This window comes from Christensenella minuta, assembly GCF_003628755.1.
Taxonomy (GTDB): Bacteria; Bacillota; Clostridia; order Christensenellales; family Christensenellaceae; genus Christensenella; species Christensenella minuta.
Genome location: NZ_CP029256.1, coordinates 2,065,997 through 2,088,417 on the forward strand (window position 1 = coordinate 2,065,997; position 22,421 = coordinate 2,088,417).

Genomic DNA, 22,421 nt, shown 5'->3' on the forward strand with positions numbered 1-22,421 from the left:
CCTACTCCATTCTCTCAAAGTGTCCGTATTCCCTTTTGGCGAAACAGCTGACGATATCCTTCCATCATCTCCGGGCTGGGCGCCTCGAAAAGCTCCGGCGGCGGACAGCCGATCCGGCGGTATTTGCTTACTCCAATCCTGTGATAAGGAAACAGCTCCACACATCCTATGCCAAGCGTTTCAAGCTCCTGCGCAATCAATTCGAGCTCTCCATCATTCACATCCCTGATGACCGGTATCCGGATGCGTATTTCGGCTCCCGCCTGTTTGAGGCGCCTCAGGTTTTCCCGGATCATCCCGTTGTCCCGTCCCGTATATTTTTTATGCTGTTTGCTGTCAAACAGTTTATAATCATATAAAAACAAATCCACAAAACCGGTCACTTTCCGGAAATTGTCCCAGGGAGCCGCGCCGGACGTTTCCACCGCGGTATGATATCCTTTTTGCTTCAGCAGATACAGGGCCTCCCTTAAAAAATCCGGCTGCAGCAACGGTTCTCCGCCCGAGAAGGTAACGCCGCCTTCCTTGCCGAAAAAAGCACTCTCTTTTTCCGCTTCCGCGCATACTTCCCCGGCCGACATCAGCGCGCCAACCAGCTTCAGCGCCTGCGCAGGGCATTCTTCCGCACACCTTCCGCAAGCCCGGCAGCGTTCAAAAAATATCCGCCGCAGACCGTCCTTCTGCACATATACGCCGTGCGGACATACCGCAGCGCACCGCCCGCAGCCGATACAGGCTTCTTCATGAAACAAAAGCTGGCTTTCCGGACGCAATCCTTCCGGATTATGGCACCACCTGCAGCGCAGAGCACAGCCCTTCAAGAAAATATTCACGCGAATTCCCGGTCCATCGTGGACGCTGAACCGCTGGATATCGAAAACCATTCCTTTTTTCATATTGCTCCAAGCTCCCGGAATTTTTCTTTCAACACCGGATAGAAGCTGCGGTACAATCCATATCCCTTACGGTATAGCTCCGCCCTCTCCCGGCTGTATTTCATCTCCCGCAAAGGAAAGACCGGTATTCCGGCTGCTTGCGGAATGTCCCGGTACACCCCCGCGCTTACACCCGCAATCAGCGCCGCGCCTAACGCGGAGGCGTTGCTGCTGTAGCTCAGAATAAGGTCTCTGCCAAAAACATCCGCGGCAATCCGCGCCCAAAGCATGCTTCGCGCTCCGCCGCCTGCAAGACGGATTTCAGATGCTTTCCCGCTCAATTCCTCTACTGCATCAAGACACTCCTTCAGGCTGTAGCAAACTCCCTCCATCACACTGCGGACCATGTGTGCGCGGGTATGTTTTGTTGCGAATCCAATGAAAGCGCCCCGCGCATACGGGTCCATATGCGGGCTCCGCTCGCCCATTAAATAAGGGAGGAAAACAAGGCCTTCCGACAACGCCGGCACCGTCTCCGCGAGCGATGAGTATTCCTGAAAACGGTTCGGCGTCTTATCCTCGAATATGGTCTCTACAAGCCATTTCATCGAAAGTGCCGCACTCTGCGTGACCCCGAGCGCTTCCCATGCGCCTGTCATTGCATGGCATTTTGTGTGGATGCGGTGCTTTTGGTCTGGTGCCGGCCGGTCCAGGAATGCCAATACCACGCCCGATGAACCAAGCGTAACGCACACCTTCCCCCGGGAAACGATTCCATTCCCAACTGCTGCCGCCGCCGTATCCCCCGCGCCTGCGGCAACCGGAATGCCCGGGGCCAGGCCGCATGCCCGCGCCGCCTCTTTTGTCAGGGTTCCCGCAATTTGCACGGATTCCATGACCGGAGGCAATAAATTCTTTTTAATCATTAAGCATTCACATAATTCATCCGACCAGCGGCTTTCCGCAATATCAAAAAGCTGCGTACCCGTTGCATCTGTCTGTTCCGTCCCCAGCCTGCCAGTCAGCCGATAACGGATATAGTCCTTAGCCAGCAGTACCGTGGCGGTTTTTTCAAATATATCCGCCCAATTGTTCCTGATCCAGAGCAGCTTAGCCGCCGAAAATCCTGTGTTCGGAAGGCTCCCCGTAATTTCGGAAATACGCATGTCTCCCACAAGGGCCGTCATTCCGGCGGCCTCCTTTTCGCTGCGCTGGTCGCACCACAGGAGCGAATCGCACAACACGCCGCCCGTCTCATCCAGCAGGACGACGCTGTGCATTTGCCCGGTTATGCCGATGGCGGCGATTTTTTTATCCCCCGCCATTGCAGCCGCTTCCCGCAGGCACATACAGGCCGCATCCCACCACAGGGCGGGCTGCTGCTGCGCCCAGCCCGGCTTTTCCCCTGCCAGAGGATAGGGATATTCCGCGGTTTCAAGGCATTCCTTCCCATCTGTCCGCAGCAGGACAGCCTTCGTTCCCGAGGTGCCGATATCAAGACCGAGGAGGTAAGCTTCCATTACTGCTCCTTCTTTTTACTTGCGATATCGATCCAAACCGCTACGATAAGGATCAGTCCCTTTACAATATATTGCCAGAAATTCTCCGTATTCATCAGGCTCATTCCGTTGTCGAGGCTTGCCATGACAAGCGCGCCGATAACCGCCCCCGGGATGGAACCAACGCCCCCCATCAGGCTCGCGCCGCCGATAACACAGGCTGCAATCGCATCCATTTCGGCCATCATTCCGGCGTTCGCCGTCGCTGCATTCAGGCGCGCCGTGAGAACGATGCCCGCAAGAGCCGCCAACATCCCCATGACGACGTACATTACGAATATAATCTTTTTATCTTTGATGCCGGAAAGCTGTGCGGCCTCCGCGTTGCAGCCAATCGCATAGATCGATCGGCCATAGCGCGTTTTCCCGGCAACAAAGGTCATTAATATAGCGAGCACCAGTACGATAACGACCGGGATCGGTACGCCTTGATATTGATTCATAACAATTGTAAATACCGCTACAAAGGCGACAATTGCAGCCGCCTTCAAGACCGTCACCTTCATTGTCGGCGCCTCAATCCCATATTTAATTTTAGACGCGCGTCCCTTGAATGTCGTATAGACGGCCATTGCTCCAAGAATAATCGCCAGCCCCCAGCCGGCAACCGATGGTAGGTAGCCCTGTCCAATGGCGATAAAACTATCCTGAAGCGGTGCAATCGACACGCTTTTCGTGAGACCGAGGAGCATGCCCCGGAAGATCATATAGCCACCCAAGGTTACGATAAACGCCGGAACCTGACGGTATGCGATCCAAAAACCATGCCACATGCCGATAGCCGCGCCTACCGCAATTGTAATAATTACCGCCCATACGGTATCAACTTCCCCCCATACCTGCAGGCAAGCGGCGACGCCGCCGCAAAATCCCATTACCGAACCGACCGACAAGTCAATATTTCCGCTGATGATGACAAATACCATACCGATACTCAGGATCGCCGTGATACTTGTCTGCCGCGCCAGCATCGAAAGGTTCCTCGGCAGAAAGAAGACGCCTTCCGTCATGCAGCCAAAGATCGCCCAAATAGCAATCAACGCGATAATCATTGTATAAGAGCGGATGTTGCCCTTGAAATTTCCAAAAATTGATTTTTTCTGTTTTGCCAGCTCCATCATTGCTTTTTCCCTCCTGTTGCTAGGTGCATAATTTTTTCCTGATTTGCCTCATCGTGTGACAGTTCGCCCGTGATTTTTCCTTCGTGCATCACGATAATGCGGTCGCTCATACCCAGCACCTCAGGAAGTTCCGAGGAAATCATAATGATCGCAACTCCTTTTTTCGCAAGATCCATCATGATATTATAAATTTCATATTTCGCACCCACATCAATTCCACGGGTCGGTTCATCGAGGAACAATACGTCCGGTTCCGTCATGAGCCATTTCGCCAGCACCACTTTCTGTTGGTTTCCGCCCGATAGGCTTTTTACGTCTGCCTGGAGCGATGGCGTTTTGATCTTTAATTCTTCTTCGTATTTTTTTGCAAGATATATCTGTTCGTTTTCATCGATCACGCCGCGCCTGCTGATTTTTGGCAGGCTTGCCGCCACAATATTTTTTACCACGCTTTGGTCAAGAAACAGCCCCAGGCGTTTTCGGTCCTCCGACACCATTCCCAAGCCCTGGCCGATTGCGTCGGAAGGGGATGCAATATGTGTTTCCTTTCCCCGGAGCCTGACTGTTCCACTCTTCTTCCCATTCAAAAAACCAAAGAGCGAAAGCGCAAGCTCCGTACGGCCTGACCCCATAAGCCCGGCGATCCCGACGATCTCGCCCGCACGGATGCTGAAGCTGATACCGTCAAGCATCTTTTTATTTTTTTCTCCTTCTTTTGCCACGCTGTATTGTTCCACCTCAAAGATAGTCTCTCCAAGCGCACGCGGCTTATAAGGAAAACGGTCGGAAAGCTCCCGCCCGACCATCTGCCTAATCAGGAAAGATTCGTCGAGCTCTGCCGTTGGATAGGTTCCGACTGTTTTTCCATCACGCAGAACGGTAACATTATCTGATACATTCAGCACTTCGTCGAGCTTGTGGGAAATGTAGATACAAGTAACGCCCTTGCCCTTCAACTCTTTTAAAAATTCCATCAGAACCTCTACTTCGCTTTCGGTCAGCGAAGCCGTTGGTTCATCCAAAACAAGAATGTCCGCTTTTTTTGCCAATGCTTTCGCAATTTCAATAAGCTGCTGTACGCCGACGCCAAATTCCCGTACCTTCCTCGTCGGGTCAATATTCATTTTCAATTCCCGGCAAATCTGCTTGGTATGGTAATAGATGGACGGAAAATCAATCAGTCCGTTTTTCATATGCCATGCATTGAGGAATACATTTTCGCCCGCGTCCATTTCGCTTACGAGGGCAAGCTCCTGGTAAATAATGGCGATTCCTGCCTGTTCCGATTCCCGAACGTTGTGAAACTCGCATTCCTTTCCATTAAGTATGATTTTCCCTTCATAGCTTCCGCACGGCCAAACGCCGCTCAGCACTTTCATCAGGGTAGATTTTCCAGCCCCATTTTCCCCGCACAGTGCATGAATCTCTCCTCTTTTGATCGTAAAATTCACATCCGCCAGGGCTTTGATGCCGGAAAAGCTTTTTGTAATATCCCTCATTTCAAGTATGTTGTCTGACATAGCCACTCTCCCCTTCATAATCGGGGCGGCCCGGTATGCGGGGCGCCCGAATGCCGTTTATGAAATCATGCCTGCGCAACCGGAATCACGCAGGCATGATTTTGGCCTTATGCTTTTATTCCGGCCATTCGCCTTCCGGAATATTCTTATAAATTTCTTCTTTTGGCAGCCAGCCGTCTTCGATGGCAACATTCATGTTGTCCTTTGTAAGCGGGAACATATCTTCCTCGCTTGTCATCAGTACGGATAGCACATCTTTCTGTCCGTTTTCAACCGTAGTGGTATCAAACAGCGTAGAGAGGTCTTCTCCCTTAGCCATTGCGACCGCAGCCTCGACCGTCATATTGTCAACGATTGCAAAGCGGCGGTATACCGTCATGCTCTGCGTACCCTCTACGATCCTCTGGCACGCCGCAAGGTCCGCGTCAAGTCCGGTCACAACTACGTCCCCGGCAAGGCCTTGCTCGGAAAGGGCCTGGATTGCCGCGCCCGCACATCCGTCATTGGAGGTAAGCACGCACGCTACGTCATTATTATTTGCACTGAGTCCGTCCTCCACATACTTCAGCGCTTCTTCCGGATTCCAGCCTGTAGCCCATTGGTCTACGACAACCTTGATGTCCCCGCTGTCTATATACGGCTGCAGAATGTTCATCTGCCCATTGCGGATCAGGTGTGCATTGTTATCCGTCGGCGACCCGCCAATCAGGAAATAGTTGCCTTTGGGTGCATGTTCAATCGCATATTGAGCCTGGATTTCGCCAACTTTGGTGCAGTCAAATGTGATATAGAAATCAAGGTCGCAATCCGTAATCAGGCGGTCGTAAGCAATGACCGGGATCCCCGCATTATGGGCGGATTCGACGATCGGTGCGGCGGCAGCGCCATTCTGCGCTATAACGACTAATACGTCAATTCCCTGCGTAATCATATTTTCCGCCTGTGAAATCTGGAGGTTCTCGTCTCCGTTTGCAGACTGGGAAACAATCTCTACGCCCAGCTCTTTCGCTTTTGCTTCCATGATCCCAAGGTCCGTCTGCCAGCGTTCTTCCTGCAGGGTTGCAAAGGAAACTCCTATCTTAATTCCATCTCCATCCGCCGGGGCGGCAGCCTCGCCGTCTCCGCCGCTTTCCGCCGGCTGGGCGGAGGCTTCCGCCCCTTGGGAAGCAGGCGTATCGCCTGTCCCCGCATCCGAAGGACCACAGGCAACCAAACCAGCAATCATCGTTGCAATCAGCAGTACCACTAAAATTCTTTTTTTCATAACTTCCTCCTATCTATTTGTTGGGGGCTTTCCCCCTTTGGCTCTGTTTTTCACACGCAAAGGCCGCTTTTTGCAACCGCCGTTACCCGGACCGGGCTTGCATCGCCATGTACGATAGGCAGTGGCAAAATAAATACCATGTACTCCCCGTCCTTCACCGCGTCAAGGTTAGTAAGTGACTCCACCAACGGTATCTCTGCCCGGAAAAGCGCCACGTGAGCCGGTTGATTCGGGATATCGTTATCTTCAATGCCGGCTGCATCCGTACCAAGACATCCGATTTTTTTATCAATCAGATAGTGCACCGCATCAAGGGCCACATAAGGATATTTCACCCAGTTCCCAGTGCGAAATAAGCTGTCCATTCCCGTCTTGATAAATACGATATCTCCTTCCTGGATTTTGCCATCATATTTCCTGACCTCTTCCAGAGTAATTTCTTCTCCTATTTTCTTATGGGAAAAATCCATTAGTACCATGCTCCCGATCATTTGATGGAGCGGAAATTCCGCAAGATCCATTCCCTCTTGCAAATGATGGTACGGAACTTCTACATGCGTACCGTTATGGGTACACATACTTACATAGCCGATCTTATACCATGCATCCGCATCATGCTCTAATTCGGGCATCGATTCCGTCGCATCTTTTAAATCGATAGAAAAAGGGAAATTCACCTCTTCTTCCGGCCTCATCTGTTGACTTAAATCAACGACATACTTTTTGTCCATTTCTTTCCTCCTTTTTTATTAATTGTGTGTAAATAAAACCGATTGTCCACGCCTTCGGGATTTATGTTTCTTTTGTCTTTTAGATTTCTTTGGTTTATGAATCTTTTAAAGTGTTTTGCAGATTGTATTTTTATGATACTCGTGCGCATATCTTCCTTCAACTCATAGAATTGTCACAAAGGTTTCAATTTTTGCCATCCACAGGACGGAGCGCAAAAAAATACACCCAATGCCAGCGCCGGTTGGATGATACCGTTTGTGCGGTTTTAGATATAGTATAAGGCGGCTTTCCGTTTGGCAGGCGGGCGGAATTGAGAAGCAGTCATAAATAAAACGCATAGGGAATAAGGCGGCATGGACTGCCGCATCCGGCCCGAAAAAGGGATAAAAAAAGACCTATCCAAAGGATAGGTCTTTTTTTCGCATTTTCATGCTTCAGATAATATTCCCCGGGAACATTATCTTTCGGACTTCTTCAGCTGTCTGCCAGCTGCGAAGACCGTTCCTGCAGCAGCGACCGCGATCAGCGTGAGGATCATTGCCAGGTCCGCGCCGCCCGTTTTCGGGGACGTCGAATCCGTCGTTGCCGCACCTGCGCTGTCGGCCTGTTTTACAACAACGCCGACCGGCGACAGAGAGGACAACGTAACGACAACCTGGCCGTCACTGACGGAATCCGGCTTCACGTATTCCCATGCGCCATTTACATAATGGATCACGGTTACCTCGTCTCCCGTTTTCACGCCGTTGACTGCGAGTGTCAGGGTAATGGGCCCTCCGGCATAATCTTCAACCGTCACATCCTGCAGCCAGGCAACCGTGCCCGGTGCTTTAGCGGTATCGATCTGCGCTTTCAGTTCATCCGCATTGCTGACTGCCGCAACCGTAACCTGTACGGGATTGCCGTCCGCGTCTTTCGCGGCAACGCTTCCGCCTGTCGGGCTGGGCGCTGCGAAAGCAACGCTCCCGATTGCCAGACATAGAATGACGATCACTGCCACAACCAATATTTTTCTCTTTACCATTGGATCATTTACCTCCTTTCCCTGGTATTTTAATTAACGTCCGAAAAACGGATGCAATCAAGCAACATTATTATTCCGCCACAGCCGGCGCTGCGGCGGAAGGCTGTTTGAGATAGAAAGTGTCGAGGATCATCTGATACAGCGCTTCATCATCTGCCATATATTCCGCGTACACTTCCCCCTGCTGCATTTTCCCTGGAACCGTCATAATATTCTCGTCGGCAAGCCCCGAGTCCAGCGCCGCCCGCGCGACATAAGCAATTTCGCTCAGGCTCATATCTGTCGATGCGTAATTTCCGATTTCCTGATACAGGGTGACCGGGAAAAGCACGTTGTTTTTCGTATTCTGTTTTACCGCATTAAAGAATCCTTTCAGATAACTTATCTGCCGTTCCATACGCGATAAATTGGACGTCAGTTCAGACTTGTCCCTCTGCTTTACATAGGATTCCGCCTGCTTCCCGCCGAGCGTGACCTGCTTTCCCTTTTCCACCGTTTCCCCGGCAATTTCCACCGTTTCCGGCACCGTCACGGTAACCCCGCCAACGGCGTCCGTCGCCACGGGAATCCCCGCAACATCGAGCGTAATATACCGGTAGACAGGCAACCCGTAGAACAGGTTGCTCACGGCGTCCACCGTAAGCCGGTTGCTAAGCTCTGCGCCGTCTCCATAGGCATGTGAAAGGGCGATCTGCGCAACCGCATCTCCCGTATAATTGCGGTTCAGGTCGTATAGTTTGATTTCCGTCATCGTATCGCGCGGGATATTGAATAACGTCATCTTGTTATTGTTTGTATTGATCGCGATCAAAAGGAGAGTGTCCGCCTGTCCGCCGCCCAGCGTTTCGCCTTCAGCTCCTTCATGCTTTTCATAATCGATACCCATAAAGACCACGTTCACCATATCCTGGTTATACTGGTAGACTTCCCCGTTATAGAGCACCGCATCGTCGCCGATATCCGGCCCACCCTCATTTGCATCCGCCGCATCCGGCGGCGTACTTGCCGCCGCATCCGTTTCTTTAGGCCGGAACATCGTCCGCGGATCATATTTATCCGAATTCAGCAGGATGGAAGCGGCATAGCCGAGAAGCGCCAGCAGGATTCCCGCAATACACAGCACGCAGATCAGGATGACCCGCTTTTTTTTGCTTTTCCTGTGTCTATGGTGATAATCCTTGTTTTTGTTATACCGTTTGTTGTACCGCTTATCGTTGTGCGTGCTTTTCCGCACCAAAACATCTTGTTTACTCATCAGTCTCTAGCACCGCCTGTACCAAATATCGTTTTTCGTCCTGTCCTTTAACGCAGGTGGAAAGCGTCAGTATTTTATCCCGGTCTGTGACCGTCATGCCGCTGTCGATATTGGCCTTCATATCCCTTATGTTGAAAATCCCGTCAAGATACCGCGTAAATACGGACTGGTCGGTAAAATCATATGCTTGCATGATGTGCTCGTTTCCGGACGCATAAGCCGCAAAAATCCGGTAGGTCAGCTTTTTTTCCGGCGTATAAACGACTATTTCCCGGTTTTCATCGAAAAACGCCTTGTCTTCATATTGGTGCAGCCCTGCAAACATCGAACCGTTTTTCATATTGTGTCCGTAGATAACGGTGTTAGGGTCTGTAAAATCCTTGCTGTTGAACCGTTCCGTATAGATCGCTCCTTCCACCGACTCCTGGCCTGCCAGGTTATGGGTCAGGTAAAAGGAATCGTCCAGCGGATTCTGCACGATAGGATAGTCAACATCCGTACCCGGCACTGTAATCCATGCGTAAATATCTTGGTTTTGGGTCCGTAGGGCCGCAAAATCAATGGGGACATTCGGCGCCTGCGAAGCCGTTTCTGTTATTTCAGGCTGTCCGGTGGGCGATGGCTCCATCGTTCTTTGCGCGATTTGCTGCATCTGTTCGTTAAGCGCCTCATCCCGCCGTTCCCAGTCCGAAAGGACCAAGAGACCGATAACCGCCGCCGCCAGTATAATCATAGCGGTCACCAGGATTACGACCAGCGTTCTTCTTTTTACCGAATGCCGTTTCGTTTCTTTTTCCATATGAATTCCTCTATCTTGATGTCCCGTCCGCCTGGTAGTCCACTTCAAACAACGTTTCCGTAACGCCGCCCTTCTTCAGCGACACCTCGGCGGTCACGCCGCCAAGGTCTCCATTTTCCGTCACCGTTTCGCTTTCGACCTGCCGTTCCAGTCCGTCTTCAAACGGCTGGCCAAGAAATGAAACCGTCAGGCTCTTACCCTCCGCGTCACATTCGATGACGAGGTAAACCGGGTGGTCCGAGGCATTCCGCAATGCAAGATCCGCTCCTTCGGAAAAAATATCCGCATCCAGGCCCGCGTCGATATAATCCGCAGGCCACGGCCTTGAGGTATGTTCTTCGATCTCCAGCCCGGCTGTAAGCGCCGCCGCATAAACCGTGGACGCCAGGTGATTGAGTCCGCCGCCCGGAACCTTTTCGATCTTTTGGCCGATCAACTCGTTGGCCAGTTTCCAGCCGTCCTCTTCCCCGAGCGTTCCGAACGCTTCCTTCATGGACCAGGTTTCGCCCGGTCCGATCTTCGTGGTGTTCAGCAGGTCGCTTGCTTTCCAGATATTGTAAGCGCTGTCAAGCTCCGGGTGCTCTATTGCGGTCCCGTAGCTGCCCCGCACCTCTATGGCGTTTGCACCCGGGCCGCCGGCCTTTTCCTCCGCGATCACCGGTCCGCGGCCGGAAACCGCTATTTCCGCGGCGATTCCCTCCGCCAGCTTATCCACATCGACGACGGGCGTCTCCGCGAATTGCTCATTGAGTTCATATCCCGTCAGTTTCTTTTCTTCATCCGCGGTTTTTTCAAGAGCGCCTTCGGCGCCGTTCGTTTCGGTATCCGGAACATTTTTCGCGACTTCTTCCCGAATCAATACCGGGTCAGCCGAGACGGTGCAATCAAATATGCGCTCCGGTCCGGCGTTTCCGTTTTTTCCGTACGCAAACGCATCCGCCAGCGCCTGGCTGTAATCGATGACCATCCCCGCTTCCCTGCCGGTGACCGTATATTGTTTCCCTGCGATCTCGTAGGCTACGGTTTGTTCATCTGTTTTACGCTCCGCCGCACTTTTCACCGATGCTTCCCCTTCCGCATAGCTTAGGCCGGATAGGTCGCAGTCAAGCACAACGACGCCTTCCGCGAAGGTGTCCGGATTCGCCGGCTGCATCCCCGGAAATAGTTTCAGTATAATAAAAAAAGCCGCCGCTACGGCAACCGCTCCGATGATGACCGCGATCCATTTCCGGGAAGGTTGGCCTCCCCGGAATCCTTTTTCCTTTTCTTGTAATACGAGCAGCTCCGGCTCTCTGTTTCCCTGTCCTGTCATGGTTCTCCCCGTTAATGTAGTTTTCTTTTCGTCCTGTCGGCCTGCCGTTGAAAGCCCTGTCCGGAAGTATTCGCCTTCCGTATGAACTCGGGCTCCGCAGGCTCCGCACCGTGGATGTCCTTCCGGCTGTGCGGTTCTTTCGCCTCCTTTGCAATGGAGGTATACATATCCTTTTCCTGCCGTTCTTCCCGTTTGATGACAGGCTGCCTGCGGTTCTTTCCCCTGCCCTTCGCGGGCTGGGTCTCTTCGTAGTCATAATATCCATAATAAGAATAACGCTTCTGCATATCCGGGATCGCGTTCAGGATGCAGGCCGACGGCTTGGTGCCCGCGACCTCCCATGCCTTTTTGCAGTCCTCCAGCACTTCCTTTGTTGTGTATCCATGCCGTACGACCAGAAGTATCCCGTCCACATAGGGATGCAGGGCGATGGCGTCCGGCACCAGGAGCACAGGAGGCGTATCGAGGATAACATAATCGTATTGCCCTGAAAAAAGGCCGATCAGCGCTTCCATTCGTTTAGACCCCAGCAGCTCGGTTGGATTGGGCGGCCGGTGGCCGGCGGTCAATACGTCAAAATACGGGCCATAGTGGGTAATGTAGTCCCCCGCGTCCTGCCCTTCCCGTCCAGCCATGATAAGGTCAGCGAGGCCCTTGCGGTTGGGCAGCTCCAGTACCCGGTGCACCGTCGGGTTCCGCATATCGCAATCCACCAGAAGCACCCTCTTTTGGGAAAACGCATAAGAGTTGGCAATGTTGCTGGTAACCGTGGATTTTCCCTCTCCCTTAATGGAGCTTGTGACCATGATCGTCCTGATGTCATGATCGATCCCCAGAAAGCCAATATTGGTCTGTATTGTGTTGAACGCTTCGAGCGCTTGTTTTTTATAATCGATATCCATAATTTTTCTCCTTATATTCGCGCGGTCAGTTAAATTTCGGGATGCTGCCGATCACCGGTACGTCCATAATCTCCGTAATGCTGTCCACATCCTTGACCGTATCGTCGAGGATATACCGCAGCACCGCGATGATAAGGCCGAGAATCAGGCCGAGAATGCCCGCAACCGCCGTATTCAGCATGACGTTCGGGCTGGAAGGCACAGTAGGAACGGTCGCGTAGTCGATCACCTGTACGTTGTCCATCTTCATGATATTCATCACTTCCTGCTGGAACACGTCGACCAAAGTGTTGGCAACTTCCTGCGCAAACTGCGGAGAGGTATCCGTCACGGAAATGTTGATAATGTCCGTATCGGATTTTGCGCTGACGGCGATCATCTCGGAAAGATCCTTTTTGCCGGGGTCGATATTAAGCTTCTCCTCCACCTGCGTGAGCACTTTTTCCGACTTGCACAGTACACTGTATGAATTGACCAGCTTTGTGTTCAGGTTATAATCGTTGATCGTCATTTGCGCGCCCGATTCGGCGCTTGTATTTGTGGAGCTCACGATCATCATAGCGGTCGCCTCGTATTTTTTGTCGATTACGTATTCGGATACGAAATATCCCGCCATCGCTCCCAGTATTGCCAGCGCCACCACAATGATCCAGCTCTTTTTGAGCATCTTCCCAACGTCGCGAATTGTAAATTCCATTTGCCTGTTCTCCTTCTGTTTTCCTATTCCGTTAAACTTTTGTTATTCTCCAACAGCCGGCTCACCATGGATTGCCCGAAGCGCTTTCCGCATTCCGCAAGACCGCCTTTTATAAGCGGAGCGCGCCTGCCTGCCGAGTGCGCATCCGTCCCGATAAAATCCGCATATCCTTTTTTGAGCAGCTTCCGTGCTGTTTTTTGCGCAGTGCCGCCGTATTGCCCGGTCAGGCTCCCGGCATTGATTTGAAACAGCATACCGCCGCTTTTCCACACCTCGCAGGCCGCAATATCTTTTTTGAGGTAAAGATACCGTTCCGGATGGGCCAGAATTGGAGTCAGGCCCGTAATCCGCAGTAAATAAAGCACCTCTTCCATGCAAGCCGGGATCCGCTCGAAATCCGTTTCGATCAGAATATGCGTTCCGCCGTTCATCGCGAGGCGCTCCGGATACTCGTAATCCAAAAAGGCTTCGCCTACATATACTTCAAAGCCCTGGTAAAGCCGGAGGGGAATGCCGCGGAAATCGAGCCGCCGCTGCAGTTCCTCCCTTTGTTCATTTGCCTCTGATATCAATTCGTCATACCCCGAAATCGCGTGCGGCGTGCAAACGATGCTCTCAATTCCTTCGGAAACGGCAATCTCTGCCATTTCAATACTGGTTTCGATGTCGTCCGCCCCGTCGTCAATATAAGGGATAATGTGGGAGTGGATGTCTGTGTATTTCATGGTTCCTTTCTCATGCAAACCGCTTTATCGTAACTACGGCCTGTTTTATATCTTCTTTCTTCAGAAACAGATAGAGTATGTAAAGTAATGCATATAACACCGTGCTAATCCATGAATGAATCGCCCAACTGAAAATCATAAACCCAACAACCAGAACTAATTCATAGAGAGTATCTTTTAAAATATTTATGTTTATGACTTTGGATAGCATATATTCCGCCAATATGCTTTTGAACGCTAATAATATAACGATAGCAACAATTGCAACGGTTAAATTCCGCATAACAAATACTGTAATAATTGTAAAAGCGATACTGAGCAAAAAAGAAACTAAATTTACATACAGAATCCATTTTTCTTTTCTCACAGTCTTCAGATATGTATTGGTCAGCATCGATACCTTGCTTTCGAAAATACAAACAGGAAAAAGAAGCGCCATATATTTCAAACTTTCCGCATATTGGGGAAGCCATAAGGACAAGCCTTCTTTAACCGGATAATACAAAACCATAACCCCTAAGAGAATAAGCATTAAACACGTTCTCAGGGAAGCATATATATCATTTATCGCATCCTGGCTCGCACGTCTGAGCATTGGAAAAAGAACCATGGCGATTGCGCTTATAAAGGTCAGCAGCATGCTTGAAATGCTTAACGTCAACGATATCTTTCCAAAAACCTCGATGCTCCATTGCTTCTCAATTCCCAGTCGGACAACTCCAACAATAAGATTCCCCGCTATATTGGCAAACATTAACTTGCTTCCTGCTGATATATTCTTTTTTGCTTCTGCCAGGGCCGGTTTTAAGGGGGTCGGTTTGCCAAAAACAATTTCTTTACATATTATAACTGCGTAAATCATAGATACTATTCTCGCAAAAATATCAGCATATATTAAGAGTTTAAAATCCCTGCCTCCGCATAAAAGAACAACAGCCGTAGCGGCACAGTAAACGACACGGTCCAGTATAATGATTTTGGCATATTCTTTGATAAGATTGGTTCCTTGAAGCGTGAACAGCAGGAAGTATCTTGGATTTATAACCAGCCCGTATATGACTGTCATAATAAGTACGAACTCCTTATTACCGTCCTGCAGCATCGAAGTTGCAAAAATAACAATTGTTCCTAAGATGCACTCCATAAGGAAAAGCAGCCAAAATTGCGTTACAAATTTCGGTTTGTCCAGCTGCTTATAGTTTCGCCCTCCATAGCGCAAATAAACACCGTCGCACCAACCCAAATGAAAAAGACCAACATACGACATGTAAAAAACGTATAATTGCCAATATCCATATTCTTCTGGTCCCAAAAGCTTGGGGACGACCAGCGTTAATACGCCGGAAATCAGTAAAATAATAATATTGGCTGAAAACGTATACGATATATTTTTTAAGGCATCAGATAATCTACTCATATAATGTCCTCTTTTTTGCAGTACTGATCCCTTTTCTTCCGGAACGCTTCGCAGTATTTGACATGTAGATCAAAATATTGAATATTACAGCGGTGCTTATTACTTTTATCAGCATTGTGCTGGTCAGGAGGCTTGTCAAAAATTGTTCGTCTATACTTTGCATAAAAATTGGATAACTTAGGCTGGCGTATAAGATGACCGCCAAATTTGTATTGCGAAATTTTCCGTTTTTAATTGCCATATAGCAAGAAGTATAAATAAAACCAATCAGGAACTGTAACGTATATAGACCTGCATAATTAAAGTCATGTAAATAGCGTCTGAAACTTGTATAAATATTAATGCGCATATTCCCTGCATTGATAAATTCCAAATGTCTCGGAATCGCATCTACATCCGAATATCCTATCGATTGCGCAATTCTGTTCAGGCCTTGCATTGTTTCCTTTCCCATCTGCCCAATATCATAAGTGAAGGAAGTTAAGAAACGGTCCAGTGCCGGAATCGCTCCTCCCGTATAGCCCGCAATATTTTGCATTGAGTCTTCCAAACTGTCAACACGGTTCATAAAAAATCCCATCAGGGAAAATATCAAAAAGAATATTGCTATTCCGCTTATCCCTGCGATTAAAATTTTGCGGTTGGGACGCTTTGTCCAATTGTTTTTCATCCCATACAAAATTGCCATAACAACAATGATAAAAACAATATAATGTATAAAGGGAGATCGATTTCCCGAATAAATCGTTAGGATCAAAAACAATAAAACAGGCAGAAATAAGACAATACAGCTTTTTTTCCACCGTAAAAATATAGCATTATACAGTAGAATAAATGTATATATACTTGCAAAAACCTCGCACAAAAGCGTCCCTATTTTTAGCAGGGAGCTCGTTGAATACTCATCACTCAGGGACTGCAATCGATAACTGTTCAAAATATCTCCCTGCGTACCCACCCCTCCATAAGCAGTTCCTATTGTATTGACTTGGTAGATACAATATAGTAGTACAAACAACATAAAGCTCGTTATAGCAACTGTCGCAAAGGCCGGTACTATGATTTCACTTTTTTCCTTGCCGCACTTTGTATCATCTATGCCTTTCAGTGCAACAACTTTTTTAGGTTCGATAAGTCTCCTTGCAACAAGTTCCCCCACGCCGAGGGCTGCAATCCCGGTAAAAATAACTATGACCGTAAGAGCACTGATTTCCACCTCCCATTTCGTTTTGTTAAACATAACAAATGTCGCACTGACAATGAAAACAATGCATGTATCTACCCAAGGAGAAAGCAAGTCGCCGTTCGTAATAAGATATGCTAAAATAAACTGCATTACAAGCAGAATTAATAAAATATATATCAAATATCAATCTCCTTGAAAAACCTGTCTTTCCATGCTTTAAAATCATATTTCTCTAATAAGCCATCGTCTGCTTCGTGCATTGGCAGCTTCAGAAAATCACAAATTTGCGCTGCATTATCAGCATTTAAAAGAAAAATATTGTTGGGATGATAAAAATCACAATCTATGATACTCCTGTTATTTGTAATCAGTTTCTTTTTGTAAAACAGGGCTTCCAGCGGTCTTAAAGTTAATCCTTCCTGCCCTTCCGCCGTTATATCCAGGATTGCTTTGCTTCTGGATATATACTGCAAAATTGTTTCATATGAGATACGTTCTCGATATTGTTTGTTCGTATGCGTTCCCCAACGGTTGTCTGCCGTTATATGAAAATATGTTTTCAATCCCAAGGTTTCCATATTGACCTTTATTTCTAAAAGCTTTTTCAAGCGGTTTTTATCTGCTCCTATAAAAAGAATATCAATATCCTCTGTCTTGCATCCGTCTTCCTGCACAGAAATATTATTGAAATAGAATTGTGTATTATACCGCATGTTATACTTTATGCAATCCTTAGGGTCGAAAGACCATTTTTCTATTTTTTCGTCTGTAATCAAATCGGGATTTACGCATGCTTTTGCCGGATTCCAATACCAAAAAATAACTCTTATACCGGGATAATGTTTTCTGATAAATCTTGCTGCCGGCAACTTAATAACCGATGCAAAAATAATCGCTGAATCATAGCTTGGAAGCTCTTTTTTCCATTCCCCAAACCAAATGCTATATCCTGGGAGCTTGCTATACATATGTACTCTTCTCAAAAACTTGAGCACAGTTGGGATTTTTTTGTATATCCTTTTTACCTGCACACCCCGCTTTGCATACTCTTTTGCAAAAAATGTGTTTTCATCGTCAACTAATATAAAACTGTTTGCTTTCGTTTTCATGCCTTAAAATTCTTTTCCTGAGTTTGGCTGCAACGCGCGGCCTGCCTGTAATATTCAACTGCGCATTTCAATCCGGTATAAAAATCATATTTCGGGTGATAGCCCAGTTTTTTCCGCGCTCTGGAAATATCAGCATTAGACAGAATGATATCTCCCGCTCTCTTCTCAGCAAACAACGGCTCCCTTTCAATATCCAATAAATCGCATATAGTCCGGTAAACCTGAAGCAGGGAGATTGTATCCCCGCACGCAATATTAAAGCATTCTCCCGCAGCATTTGTGCCTGCCATACATGCGCGCAGGTTCGCCTCAATTACATTATCAATATAGGTAAAGTCTCTCGATTGCATCCCATCCCCATAAATGGTGGCTTTCTTCCCGTTCATCAACAGATTGATAAATTTTGGAATGACCGCAGCATAGTCGCCCTCTGGATTTTGCCTTCTCCCAAACACATTAAAATATCGCAGACCATAGGTATCTAATCCATATAATTTTGTATAAAGCCTTGCATACTCCTCTACTACTCTTTTGGTGAGCGCATACGGCGAAAGAACCTTTCCTTCATTCCCTTCTTTTTGGGGAAAAATATTTGTATCGCCATAAACAGAAGAACTTGATGCGTAAACAAATTTTTTCACATTGTTTTGCCTTGACGCTTCTAACATATTCAGGCTCCCGCTTATATTAATCTGCTCATACAGCAGCGGCATTTTTATGCTGCGCGGAACACTTCCCCAGGCAGCTTGATGCAGCACGTAATCTACCCCTTTGCAGGCTGAGAAACATGTCTCATAATCCCGGATGTCTCCTTCCAGGAGAATAAAGGCTTCATGTTTTTTAAATGGTTCTATATTTTCAGTTCTCCCCGTTGAAAAATCGTCCATGCATTTAACGCGGCAACCCATCCTAAGGATTGCCTCGCAAAGATTCGAGCCGATAAACCCGGCTCCGCCCGTCACCAAAAAAACAGATCCCGGTTTGAATGTCAAATCGCTAAAATCCATTTGTTAAAGTCTCCTATAAATATAGCCTGCATCCAAAAATTTCTCTTGTTGTAAAGCGCTTTTCACATCGAATATTATTTTGTTGCCGGTAGTATTTCCCGTGTACATCCTATCAAATTGTTTCGGCTCTATTTTTACAAGGCTATCATGGGAAACAGCCAAAATCACAGCATCGGCTCCTTCTATGCGGCTCAATTCACTCAGTGAAATTCCATAGCTCCTTTTTGTTTCTTCCTCATCCGCCACAGGATCAGCCACTATAATTTCCACTCCATAATCCTTTAATGCCTCGATTATTTTGATGACTTGCGTATTTCTTACATCGGGACAATTCTCTTTAAAGGCAATCCCTAATACAGCTACTTTCGCCCCTTTGATCTTTATATTTGCATGGATCATCATTTTAATCAAAGTTTCAACTACAAAAAATCCCATTCTGTCGTTTATCTTACGTCCTGCAAGAATGACATTCGGCATATACCCTACTTGCTGCGCTTTGTAAGTCAGATAGTATGGGTCCACCCCGATACAATGACCCCCTACAAGCCCCGGTTTAAAATCCAAAAAATTCCATTTCGTTGCAGCCGCTTTTAATACTGCATTGGTATCGATCCCCATTCGGTTAAATAGAATTGCTAATTCATTCATAAACGCAATATTGATATCTCTTTGTGTATTTTCAATCACCTTCGCCGCTTCTGCTACTTTTATGCTCTCAGCGCGGTATATTCCCTGATCCACGACCAGTTCATAAATATTGGCGATTAATTCTGCCGTTTCTTCGTCCATTCCGGCGACTATTTTTGTTATACTGCTCAGTCGATGCGCCTTATCCCCTGGATTAATCCGTTCGGGCGAATACCCTATCTTAAAATCAACTCCGCATTTCATACCAGATGTTTTTTCCAGAACCGGAACACAGATTTCTTCCGTTACTCCAGGATAAACCGTCGATTCATAAACAATAACGGAACCTTTTTTTATATTTCTCCCTAAAATTTCATTTGCTTTTTTAAGCGGCTCCAGATTCGGTATATTATCCGAATAAATCGGAGTAGGCACCGCAACAATAAAAAAGGCGGCCTCTGCCAATTCCCGCTCATCGCTCGTAAAATGCAACGAAGTGTGTTGGATTTCATGATCCCCTACCTCATTGGTAGGATCAATTCCGTCTAAATAAGTTCTTATTTTGTCTTCATTTATATCAAACCCAATCGTTTTTGTTTTTTTAGCGAATTCGACAGCAAGGGGCAATCCTACATATCCTAACCCAATAACCGCCATCTTTGATTCTTGATTTTTGATACTATGGTACAAACTATTCATTGGATGTCCCCTTTTCCAGCGTTTCGGAAAATTCCCGATAAAATTGATTCCTTCTGTTTTCCAGCACCTCTTGCCTGTAATCCTTTGCACGCTCGTAATTTGCGCGGCTGCACTCTATCAAGTCCTCTTTACGGATAGAACGCAAAAGCTTCGTTAAAGCTTTATCATCCTTTTTAGGGAACATATATGATTCCGTTAATAGTTCTCCGATTCCACCCGCATTAGAGCCAATACACGGGCACGCACGGCTCATGGCTTCTATCAATGCCCTCGGCAACCCCTCCGTTATACTAGGCTGGATATAAATATCTATAGTATCCAGCCATTCAAATACATGGTCATGTTGAATTGGGCCCTGAATCATCACGCTCCCTTGCAGCTGATACCTGTTTATAATTTTTTGGAGCCATTCCGAGTTTCCCGGACCAGCTATCCTGTATTGGATGGCATAACCTTCGTTTACCAATTGCTTTATTGCCTTTATCGCGGTTTCAAAGCCTTTATACTTCAGATCGACCGCTGCAAGCGTTCCCAGGGTTATCGTTTTGTTTTCCATACCATCAATTTTCTTAATCCGCTTATCCACAATACTGTTATCAGTCTCGCCGAGTTCAACATTTGAGCAGGCTAATGTCTTTGCGCCTGACGGATATCGTTTTTGCAAAAAAAACTGCGTCACATATAAAACATAATGAGCGTTTTTCACCATTTTTTTCTCTTTTAAAAAAGAAGGGACCGCCAAAAGCTTTCCCTGAAGGCTATGGTGCCACAAGGCATCCCGCGAGCAACCAACCACTTCTACCAAAACAGGCTTATTAAGTTGTTTTGCATATTGAGTTGCGTAAAATCCAAGATCACTCACCCTGGCCACAATAAAATCAGCATCTTCCACCGTACGCCGTACCGTCTTCTTAACTTCCGAAAGGTTCCTGAGGCCTTTAAGCGATTTGAAATTTTTTACACCTACAAACTTGAATCCTGGTTCATCTAAAACATTATACTGTCCATCATTCCCCAGTGAGTTGTCTTCCCTGCTTAAGAAAACTACTTCTTCTGCTATCGCTTTGTAGCGTTGGACGGTTTTTTTACTATATGCATAGCTGCAAACATTTCCATTTTTCCTGAACAGGTATCCTTCGTGCACAAATAGTACTTTCAAGAATCGTTCCCTCCGTGCAGAATTTCGTGGTAGATTTCCAGCACCCTTTTCGCAGTCGCCTGAATATCAAATTTTTCTTTGCTCAGGCGCTGGCCGCACCGTGCTATTTTTTGCGCTTCCTTCTTATCCCCCAACACCCTGGCAACCGCTTCGGCAATTTTATCAGGCCTTTTCACTGGAACAAGAAATCCTGTTTTTCCATCTTGTATAATATCCGGGAAACCGCCAATATCAGTAGTAATTGTGGGCACGCCCGCGGCTAGAGATTCGCCTGCGCCTCCCAGGTTTTCGCTCAGTGATGGATGCACGGCGACATCCAGCTCCCGGTAAATATCTTTCATATTGGTTTTGAATCCTGTAAAAACAATTGAGTCCCCACATTTTTTCCCGGCATAGTTCCTAAGCCGTTTTTCGTATTTCTTTGATTTATCCGCAGGGCCGCCGATAATAACGCCCTGGCATTTCACTCCCTGCTCTTTTAATATTTTGATTGCATCAATGAAATCTTCATGGCCTTTCAGACCTCTTTTTTGCAGCATATACCATTTAGGTTTATAAAAATATGAAACCGTCGCTACGATGGGAATTTCCTCCGGAATGCCGTATTCTCCCCTAAGCTTTCCAGTCGGTTCACGGTAAGCGTTCTCCTCTCCGGCAAACAGCCCCCCATAGTAAGCAAGGAAAACCTTGCTTTTTTCAATTCCGCTTTCTAGATATATTCTTTCTGTCTTTTGGCAGCTCCCAGCCCAATAATCGTATTGATTTGCAAGCTTGATTTCAGCTTTTCTGTAAAGGGCATTTTCTAAATGAAGCGGCCCCGGCACCTGGAACAGCCTTGGTATCACTGATTTTTTTAACGCCAATCTCAGCATCATTGTAGTCGTCACAAAATGTGAATGAATAATGTCCGGCTGTTCCTGTGAGATGATTTGAGCAATTAATTTTTTTCGTTTTTGAAAAAACCACGGCCTGGTTACCGGAAGCGAAAAATCCACTCCAATGACTTTCATACCTTCTTTCTTATAATTTTCCGCAAAACCATCCGTGTCGTTCGGCAGAACCGCTACAATTTCAACGCCATGGGTATGCAGCCATTTCGCCTGATTGAAAGCCCAGCCTGCGCCCGTATTTGTTTTAAGAACATATAATACTTTCATGGATCCCCGCATTTTATAATTCCAACTGCTCTCTTATATTATTCCGCCGCATTTCTGTACAAGGGCGGCGATTCCGGCTGCACTTGAAAAATTTTCCGGAATGACGTCTTCCGCTTCTATCGCAATGTGATATTTATTTTCTAATTCCGCAATGAGCATGATGAGATCATATGACTCCAGCAAGCCGTCCTCAATATAATTTTCGCTGCCGCAAAAATTGCATTCAGGCCTCAACTCTTCTAAGATCATATAGATTTTTTTTTCCATATTTGCCT

At 47.4% G+C, this 22,421-nt stretch carries 21 protein-coding genes; all 21 read right to left on the bottom strand.

The window, feature by feature from the left end; genetic code table 11:
* Positions 1-14: 14 nt before the first annotated feature.
* Complete coding sequence (locus tag B1H56_RS09805) at positions 15-896, bottom strand: glycyl-radical enzyme activating protein (protein WP_066522599.1); 882 nt, start codon at positions 894-896, stop codon at positions 15-17.
* Entirely contained in the window at positions 893-2,395 is a 1,503-nt protein-coding gene (xylB, locus tag B1H56_RS09810; RefSeq protein WP_066522601.1) for a xylulokinase, read from the bottom strand. Before xylB ends, B1H56_RS09805 begins: the two co-directional genes overlap by 4 nt.
* The gene (locus tag B1H56_RS09815; protein ID WP_066522602.1) at positions 2,395-3,555 is read right to left on the bottom strand and encodes a sugar ABC transporter permease; all 1,161 of its coding nucleotides are present in this window, start codon (positions 3,553-3,555) and stop codon (positions 2,395-2,397) included. The genes xylB and B1H56_RS09815 overlap by 1 nt, the downstream gene beginning before the upstream one ends.
* Positions 3,552-5,075: a xylose ABC transporter ATP-binding protein gene (locus tag B1H56_RS09820; protein ID WP_066522604.1), complete on the bottom strand. Its 1,524-nt coding sequence runs from the start codon at positions 5,073-5,075 to the stop codon at positions 3,552-3,554. The genes B1H56_RS09815 and B1H56_RS09820 overlap by 4 nt, the downstream gene beginning before the upstream one ends.
* Before the next feature lie 115 nt (positions 5,076-5,190).
* Positions 5,191-6,339: a sugar ABC transporter substrate-binding protein gene (locus tag B1H56_RS09825; protein WP_066522605.1), complete on the bottom strand. Its 1,149-nt coding sequence runs from the start codon at positions 6,337-6,339 to the stop codon at positions 5,191-5,193.
* 50 nt (positions 6,340-6,389) lie between these two features.
* Positions 6,390-7,070: a cyclase family protein gene (locus tag B1H56_RS09830; protein WP_066522606.1), complete on the bottom strand. Its 681-nt coding sequence runs from the start codon at positions 7,068-7,070 to the stop codon at positions 6,390-6,392.
* A 458-nt stretch (positions 7,071-7,528) separates the two neighbouring features.
* On the bottom strand, positions 7,529-8,095 hold the full coding sequence (locus tag B1H56_RS09835; RefSeq protein WP_066522608.1) for a hypothetical protein: 567 nt from the start codon (positions 8,093-8,095) through the stop codon (positions 7,529-7,531).
* Between the two features lie 70 nt (positions 8,096-8,165).
* Complete coding sequence (locus B1H56_RS09840) at positions 8,166-9,350, bottom strand: LCP family protein (RefSeq protein ID WP_066522609.1); 1,185 nt, start codon at positions 9,348-9,350, stop codon at positions 8,166-8,168.
* Positions 9,343-10,149 carry a class B sortase gene (gene srtB / locus B1H56_RS09845; protein WP_066522610.1) on the bottom strand — a complete coding sequence of 269 codons (807 nt, stop codon included), beginning with the start codon at positions 10,147-10,149 and terminating at the stop codon, positions 9,343-9,345. The genes B1H56_RS09840 and srtB overlap by 8 nt, the downstream gene beginning before the upstream one ends.
* A gap of 10 nt (positions 10,150-10,159) precedes the next feature.
* Positions 10,160-11,461: a VanW family protein gene (locus tag B1H56_RS09850; RefSeq protein WP_066522611.1), complete on the bottom strand. Its 1,302-nt coding sequence runs from the start codon at positions 11,459-11,461 to the stop codon at positions 10,160-10,162.
* Positions 11,462-11,472: 11 nt separating this feature from the next.
* On the bottom strand, positions 11,473-12,363 hold the full coding sequence (locus tag B1H56_RS09855; RefSeq protein WP_066522613.1) for a CpsD/CapB family tyrosine-protein kinase: 891 nt from the start codon (positions 12,361-12,363) through the stop codon (positions 11,473-11,475).
* Between the two features lie 25 nt (positions 12,364-12,388).
* Positions 12,389-13,060, bottom strand: coding sequence for a YveK family protein (locus B1H56_RS09860; protein ID WP_066522614.1), 672 nt, complete (start codon positions 13,058-13,060; stop codon positions 12,389-12,391).
* Positions 13,061-13,083: 23 nt separating this feature from the next.
* Positions 13,084-13,785, bottom strand: a complete 702-nt coding sequence (locus B1H56_RS09865; protein ID WP_066522615.1) for a tyrosine-protein phosphatase — start codon at positions 13,783-13,785, stop codon at positions 13,084-13,086.
* A gap of 10 nt (positions 13,786-13,795) precedes the next feature.
* Positions 13,796-15,202: an MATE family efflux transporter gene (locus B1H56_RS09870; RefSeq protein ID WP_066522617.1), complete on the bottom strand. Its 1,407-nt coding sequence runs from the start codon at positions 15,200-15,202 to the stop codon at positions 13,796-13,798.
* Positions 15,195-16,568 carry an O-antigen polymerase gene (locus B1H56_RS09875; RefSeq protein WP_066522618.1) on the bottom strand — a complete coding sequence of 458 codons (1,374 nt, stop codon included), beginning with the start codon at positions 16,566-16,568 and terminating at the stop codon, positions 15,195-15,197. The genes B1H56_RS09870 and B1H56_RS09875 overlap by 8 nt, the downstream gene beginning before the upstream one ends.
* The gene (locus B1H56_RS09880; RefSeq protein ID WP_066522619.1) at positions 16,565-17,497 is read right to left on the bottom strand and encodes a WaaS/CpsH family glycosyltransferase; all 933 of its coding nucleotides are present in this window, start codon (positions 17,495-17,497) and stop codon (positions 16,565-16,567) included. The genes B1H56_RS09875 and B1H56_RS09880 overlap by 4 nt, the downstream gene beginning before the upstream one ends.
* On the bottom strand, positions 17,494-18,504 hold the full coding sequence (locus tag B1H56_RS09885; protein WP_066522620.1) for an SDR family oxidoreductase: 1,011 nt from the start codon (positions 18,502-18,504) through the stop codon (positions 17,494-17,496). The genes B1H56_RS09880 and B1H56_RS09885 overlap by 4 nt, the downstream gene beginning before the upstream one ends.
* Positions 18,505-18,507: 3 nt before the next feature.
* Positions 18,508-19,830 carry a nucleotide sugar dehydrogenase gene (locus tag B1H56_RS09890; protein ID WP_066522621.1) on the bottom strand — a complete coding sequence of 441 codons (1,323 nt, stop codon included), beginning with the start codon at positions 19,828-19,830 and terminating at the stop codon, positions 18,508-18,510.
* On the bottom strand, positions 19,823-20,989 hold the full coding sequence (locus B1H56_RS09895; protein WP_066522623.1) for a glycosyltransferase family 4 protein: 1,167 nt from the start codon (positions 20,987-20,989) through the stop codon (positions 19,823-19,825). Before B1H56_RS09895 ends, B1H56_RS09890 begins: the two co-directional genes overlap by 8 nt.
* On the bottom strand, positions 20,986-22,158 hold the full coding sequence (locus tag B1H56_RS09900; RefSeq protein WP_066739656.1) for a glycosyltransferase family 4 protein: 1,173 nt from the start codon (positions 22,156-22,158) through the stop codon (positions 20,986-20,988). The genes B1H56_RS09895 and B1H56_RS09900 overlap by 4 nt, the downstream gene beginning before the upstream one ends.
* Before the next feature lie 21 nt (positions 22,159-22,179).
* The gene (locus B1H56_RS09905) at positions 22,180-22,413 is read right to left on the bottom strand and encodes an acyl carrier protein (RefSeq protein ID WP_066522624.1); all 234 of its coding nucleotides are present in this window, start codon (positions 22,411-22,413) and stop codon (positions 22,180-22,182) included.
* Positions 22,414-22,421 lie beyond the last annotated feature (8 nt).

Bases quoted from the DNA above. Each gene is read 5' to 3' on its own strand.
- xylB (WP_066522601.1), bottom strand. From the start codon at position 2,395: ATGGAAGCTTACCTCCTCGGTCTTGATATCGGCACCTCGGGAACGAAG.
- B1H56_RS09865 (WP_066522615.1), bottom strand. From the start codon at position 13,785: ATGAAATACACAGACATCCACTCCCACATTATCCCTTATATTGACGAC.
- srtB (WP_066522610.1), bottom strand. From the start codon at position 10,149: ATGGAAAAAGAAACGAAACGGCATTCGGTAAAAAGAAGAACGCTGGTC.
- B1H56_RS09805 (WP_066522599.1), bottom strand. From the start codon at position 896: ATGAAAAAAGGAATGGTTTTCGATATCCAGCGGTTCAGCGTCCACGAT.
- B1H56_RS09890 (WP_066522621.1), bottom strand. From the start codon at position 19,830: ATGAATAGTTTGTACCATAGTATCAAAAATCAAGAATCAAAGATGGCG.
- B1H56_RS09840 (WP_066522609.1), bottom strand. From the start codon at position 9,350: ATGAGTAAACAAGATGTTTTGGTGCGGAAAAGCACGCACAACGATAAG.
- B1H56_RS09850 (WP_066522611.1), bottom strand. From the start codon at position 11,461: ATGACAGGACAGGGAAACAGAGAGCCGGAGCTGCTCGTATTACAAGAA.
- B1H56_RS09820 (WP_066522604.1), bottom strand. From the start codon at position 5,075: ATGTCAGACAACATACTTGAAATGAGGGATATTACAAAAAGCTTTTCC.
- B1H56_RS09825 (WP_066522605.1), bottom strand. From the start codon at position 6,339: ATGAAAAAAAGAATTTTAGTGGTACTGCTGATTGCAACGATGATTGCT.
- B1H56_RS09835 (WP_066522608.1), bottom strand. From the start codon at position 8,095: ATGGTAAAGAGAAAAATATTGGTTGTGGCAGTGATCGTCATTCTATGT.
- B1H56_RS09880 (WP_066522619.1), bottom strand. From the start codon at position 17,497: ATGAAAACGAAAGCAAACAGTTTTATATTAGTTGACGATGAAAACACA.
- B1H56_RS09860 (WP_066522614.1), bottom strand. From the start codon at position 13,060: ATGGAATTTACAATTCGCGACGTTGGGAAGATGCTCAAAAAGAGCTGG.
- B1H56_RS09830 (WP_066522606.1), bottom strand. From the start codon at position 7,070: ATGGACAAAAAGTATGTCGTTGATTTAAGTCAACAGATGAGGCCGGAA.
- B1H56_RS09855 (WP_066522613.1), bottom strand. From the start codon at position 12,363: ATGGATATCGATTATAAAAAACAAGCGCTCGAAGCGTTCAACACAATA.
- B1H56_RS09900 (WP_066739656.1), bottom strand. From the start codon at position 22,158: ATGCGGGGATCCATGAAAGTATTATATGTTCTTAAAACAAATACGGGC.
- B1H56_RS09870 (WP_066522617.1), bottom strand. From the start codon at position 15,202: ATGAGTAGATTATCTGATGCCTTAAAAAATATATCGTATACGTTTTCA.
- B1H56_RS09885 (WP_066522620.1), bottom strand. From the start codon at position 18,504: ATGGATTTTAGCGATTTGACATTCAAACCGGGATCTGTTTTTTTGGTG.
- B1H56_RS09815 (WP_066522602.1), bottom strand. From the start codon at position 3,555: ATGATGGAGCTGGCAAAACAGAAAAAATCAATTTTTGGAAATTTCAAG.
- B1H56_RS09905 (WP_066522624.1), bottom strand. From the start codon at position 22,413: ATGGAAAAAAAAATCTATATGATCTTAGAAGAGTTGAGGCCTGAATGC.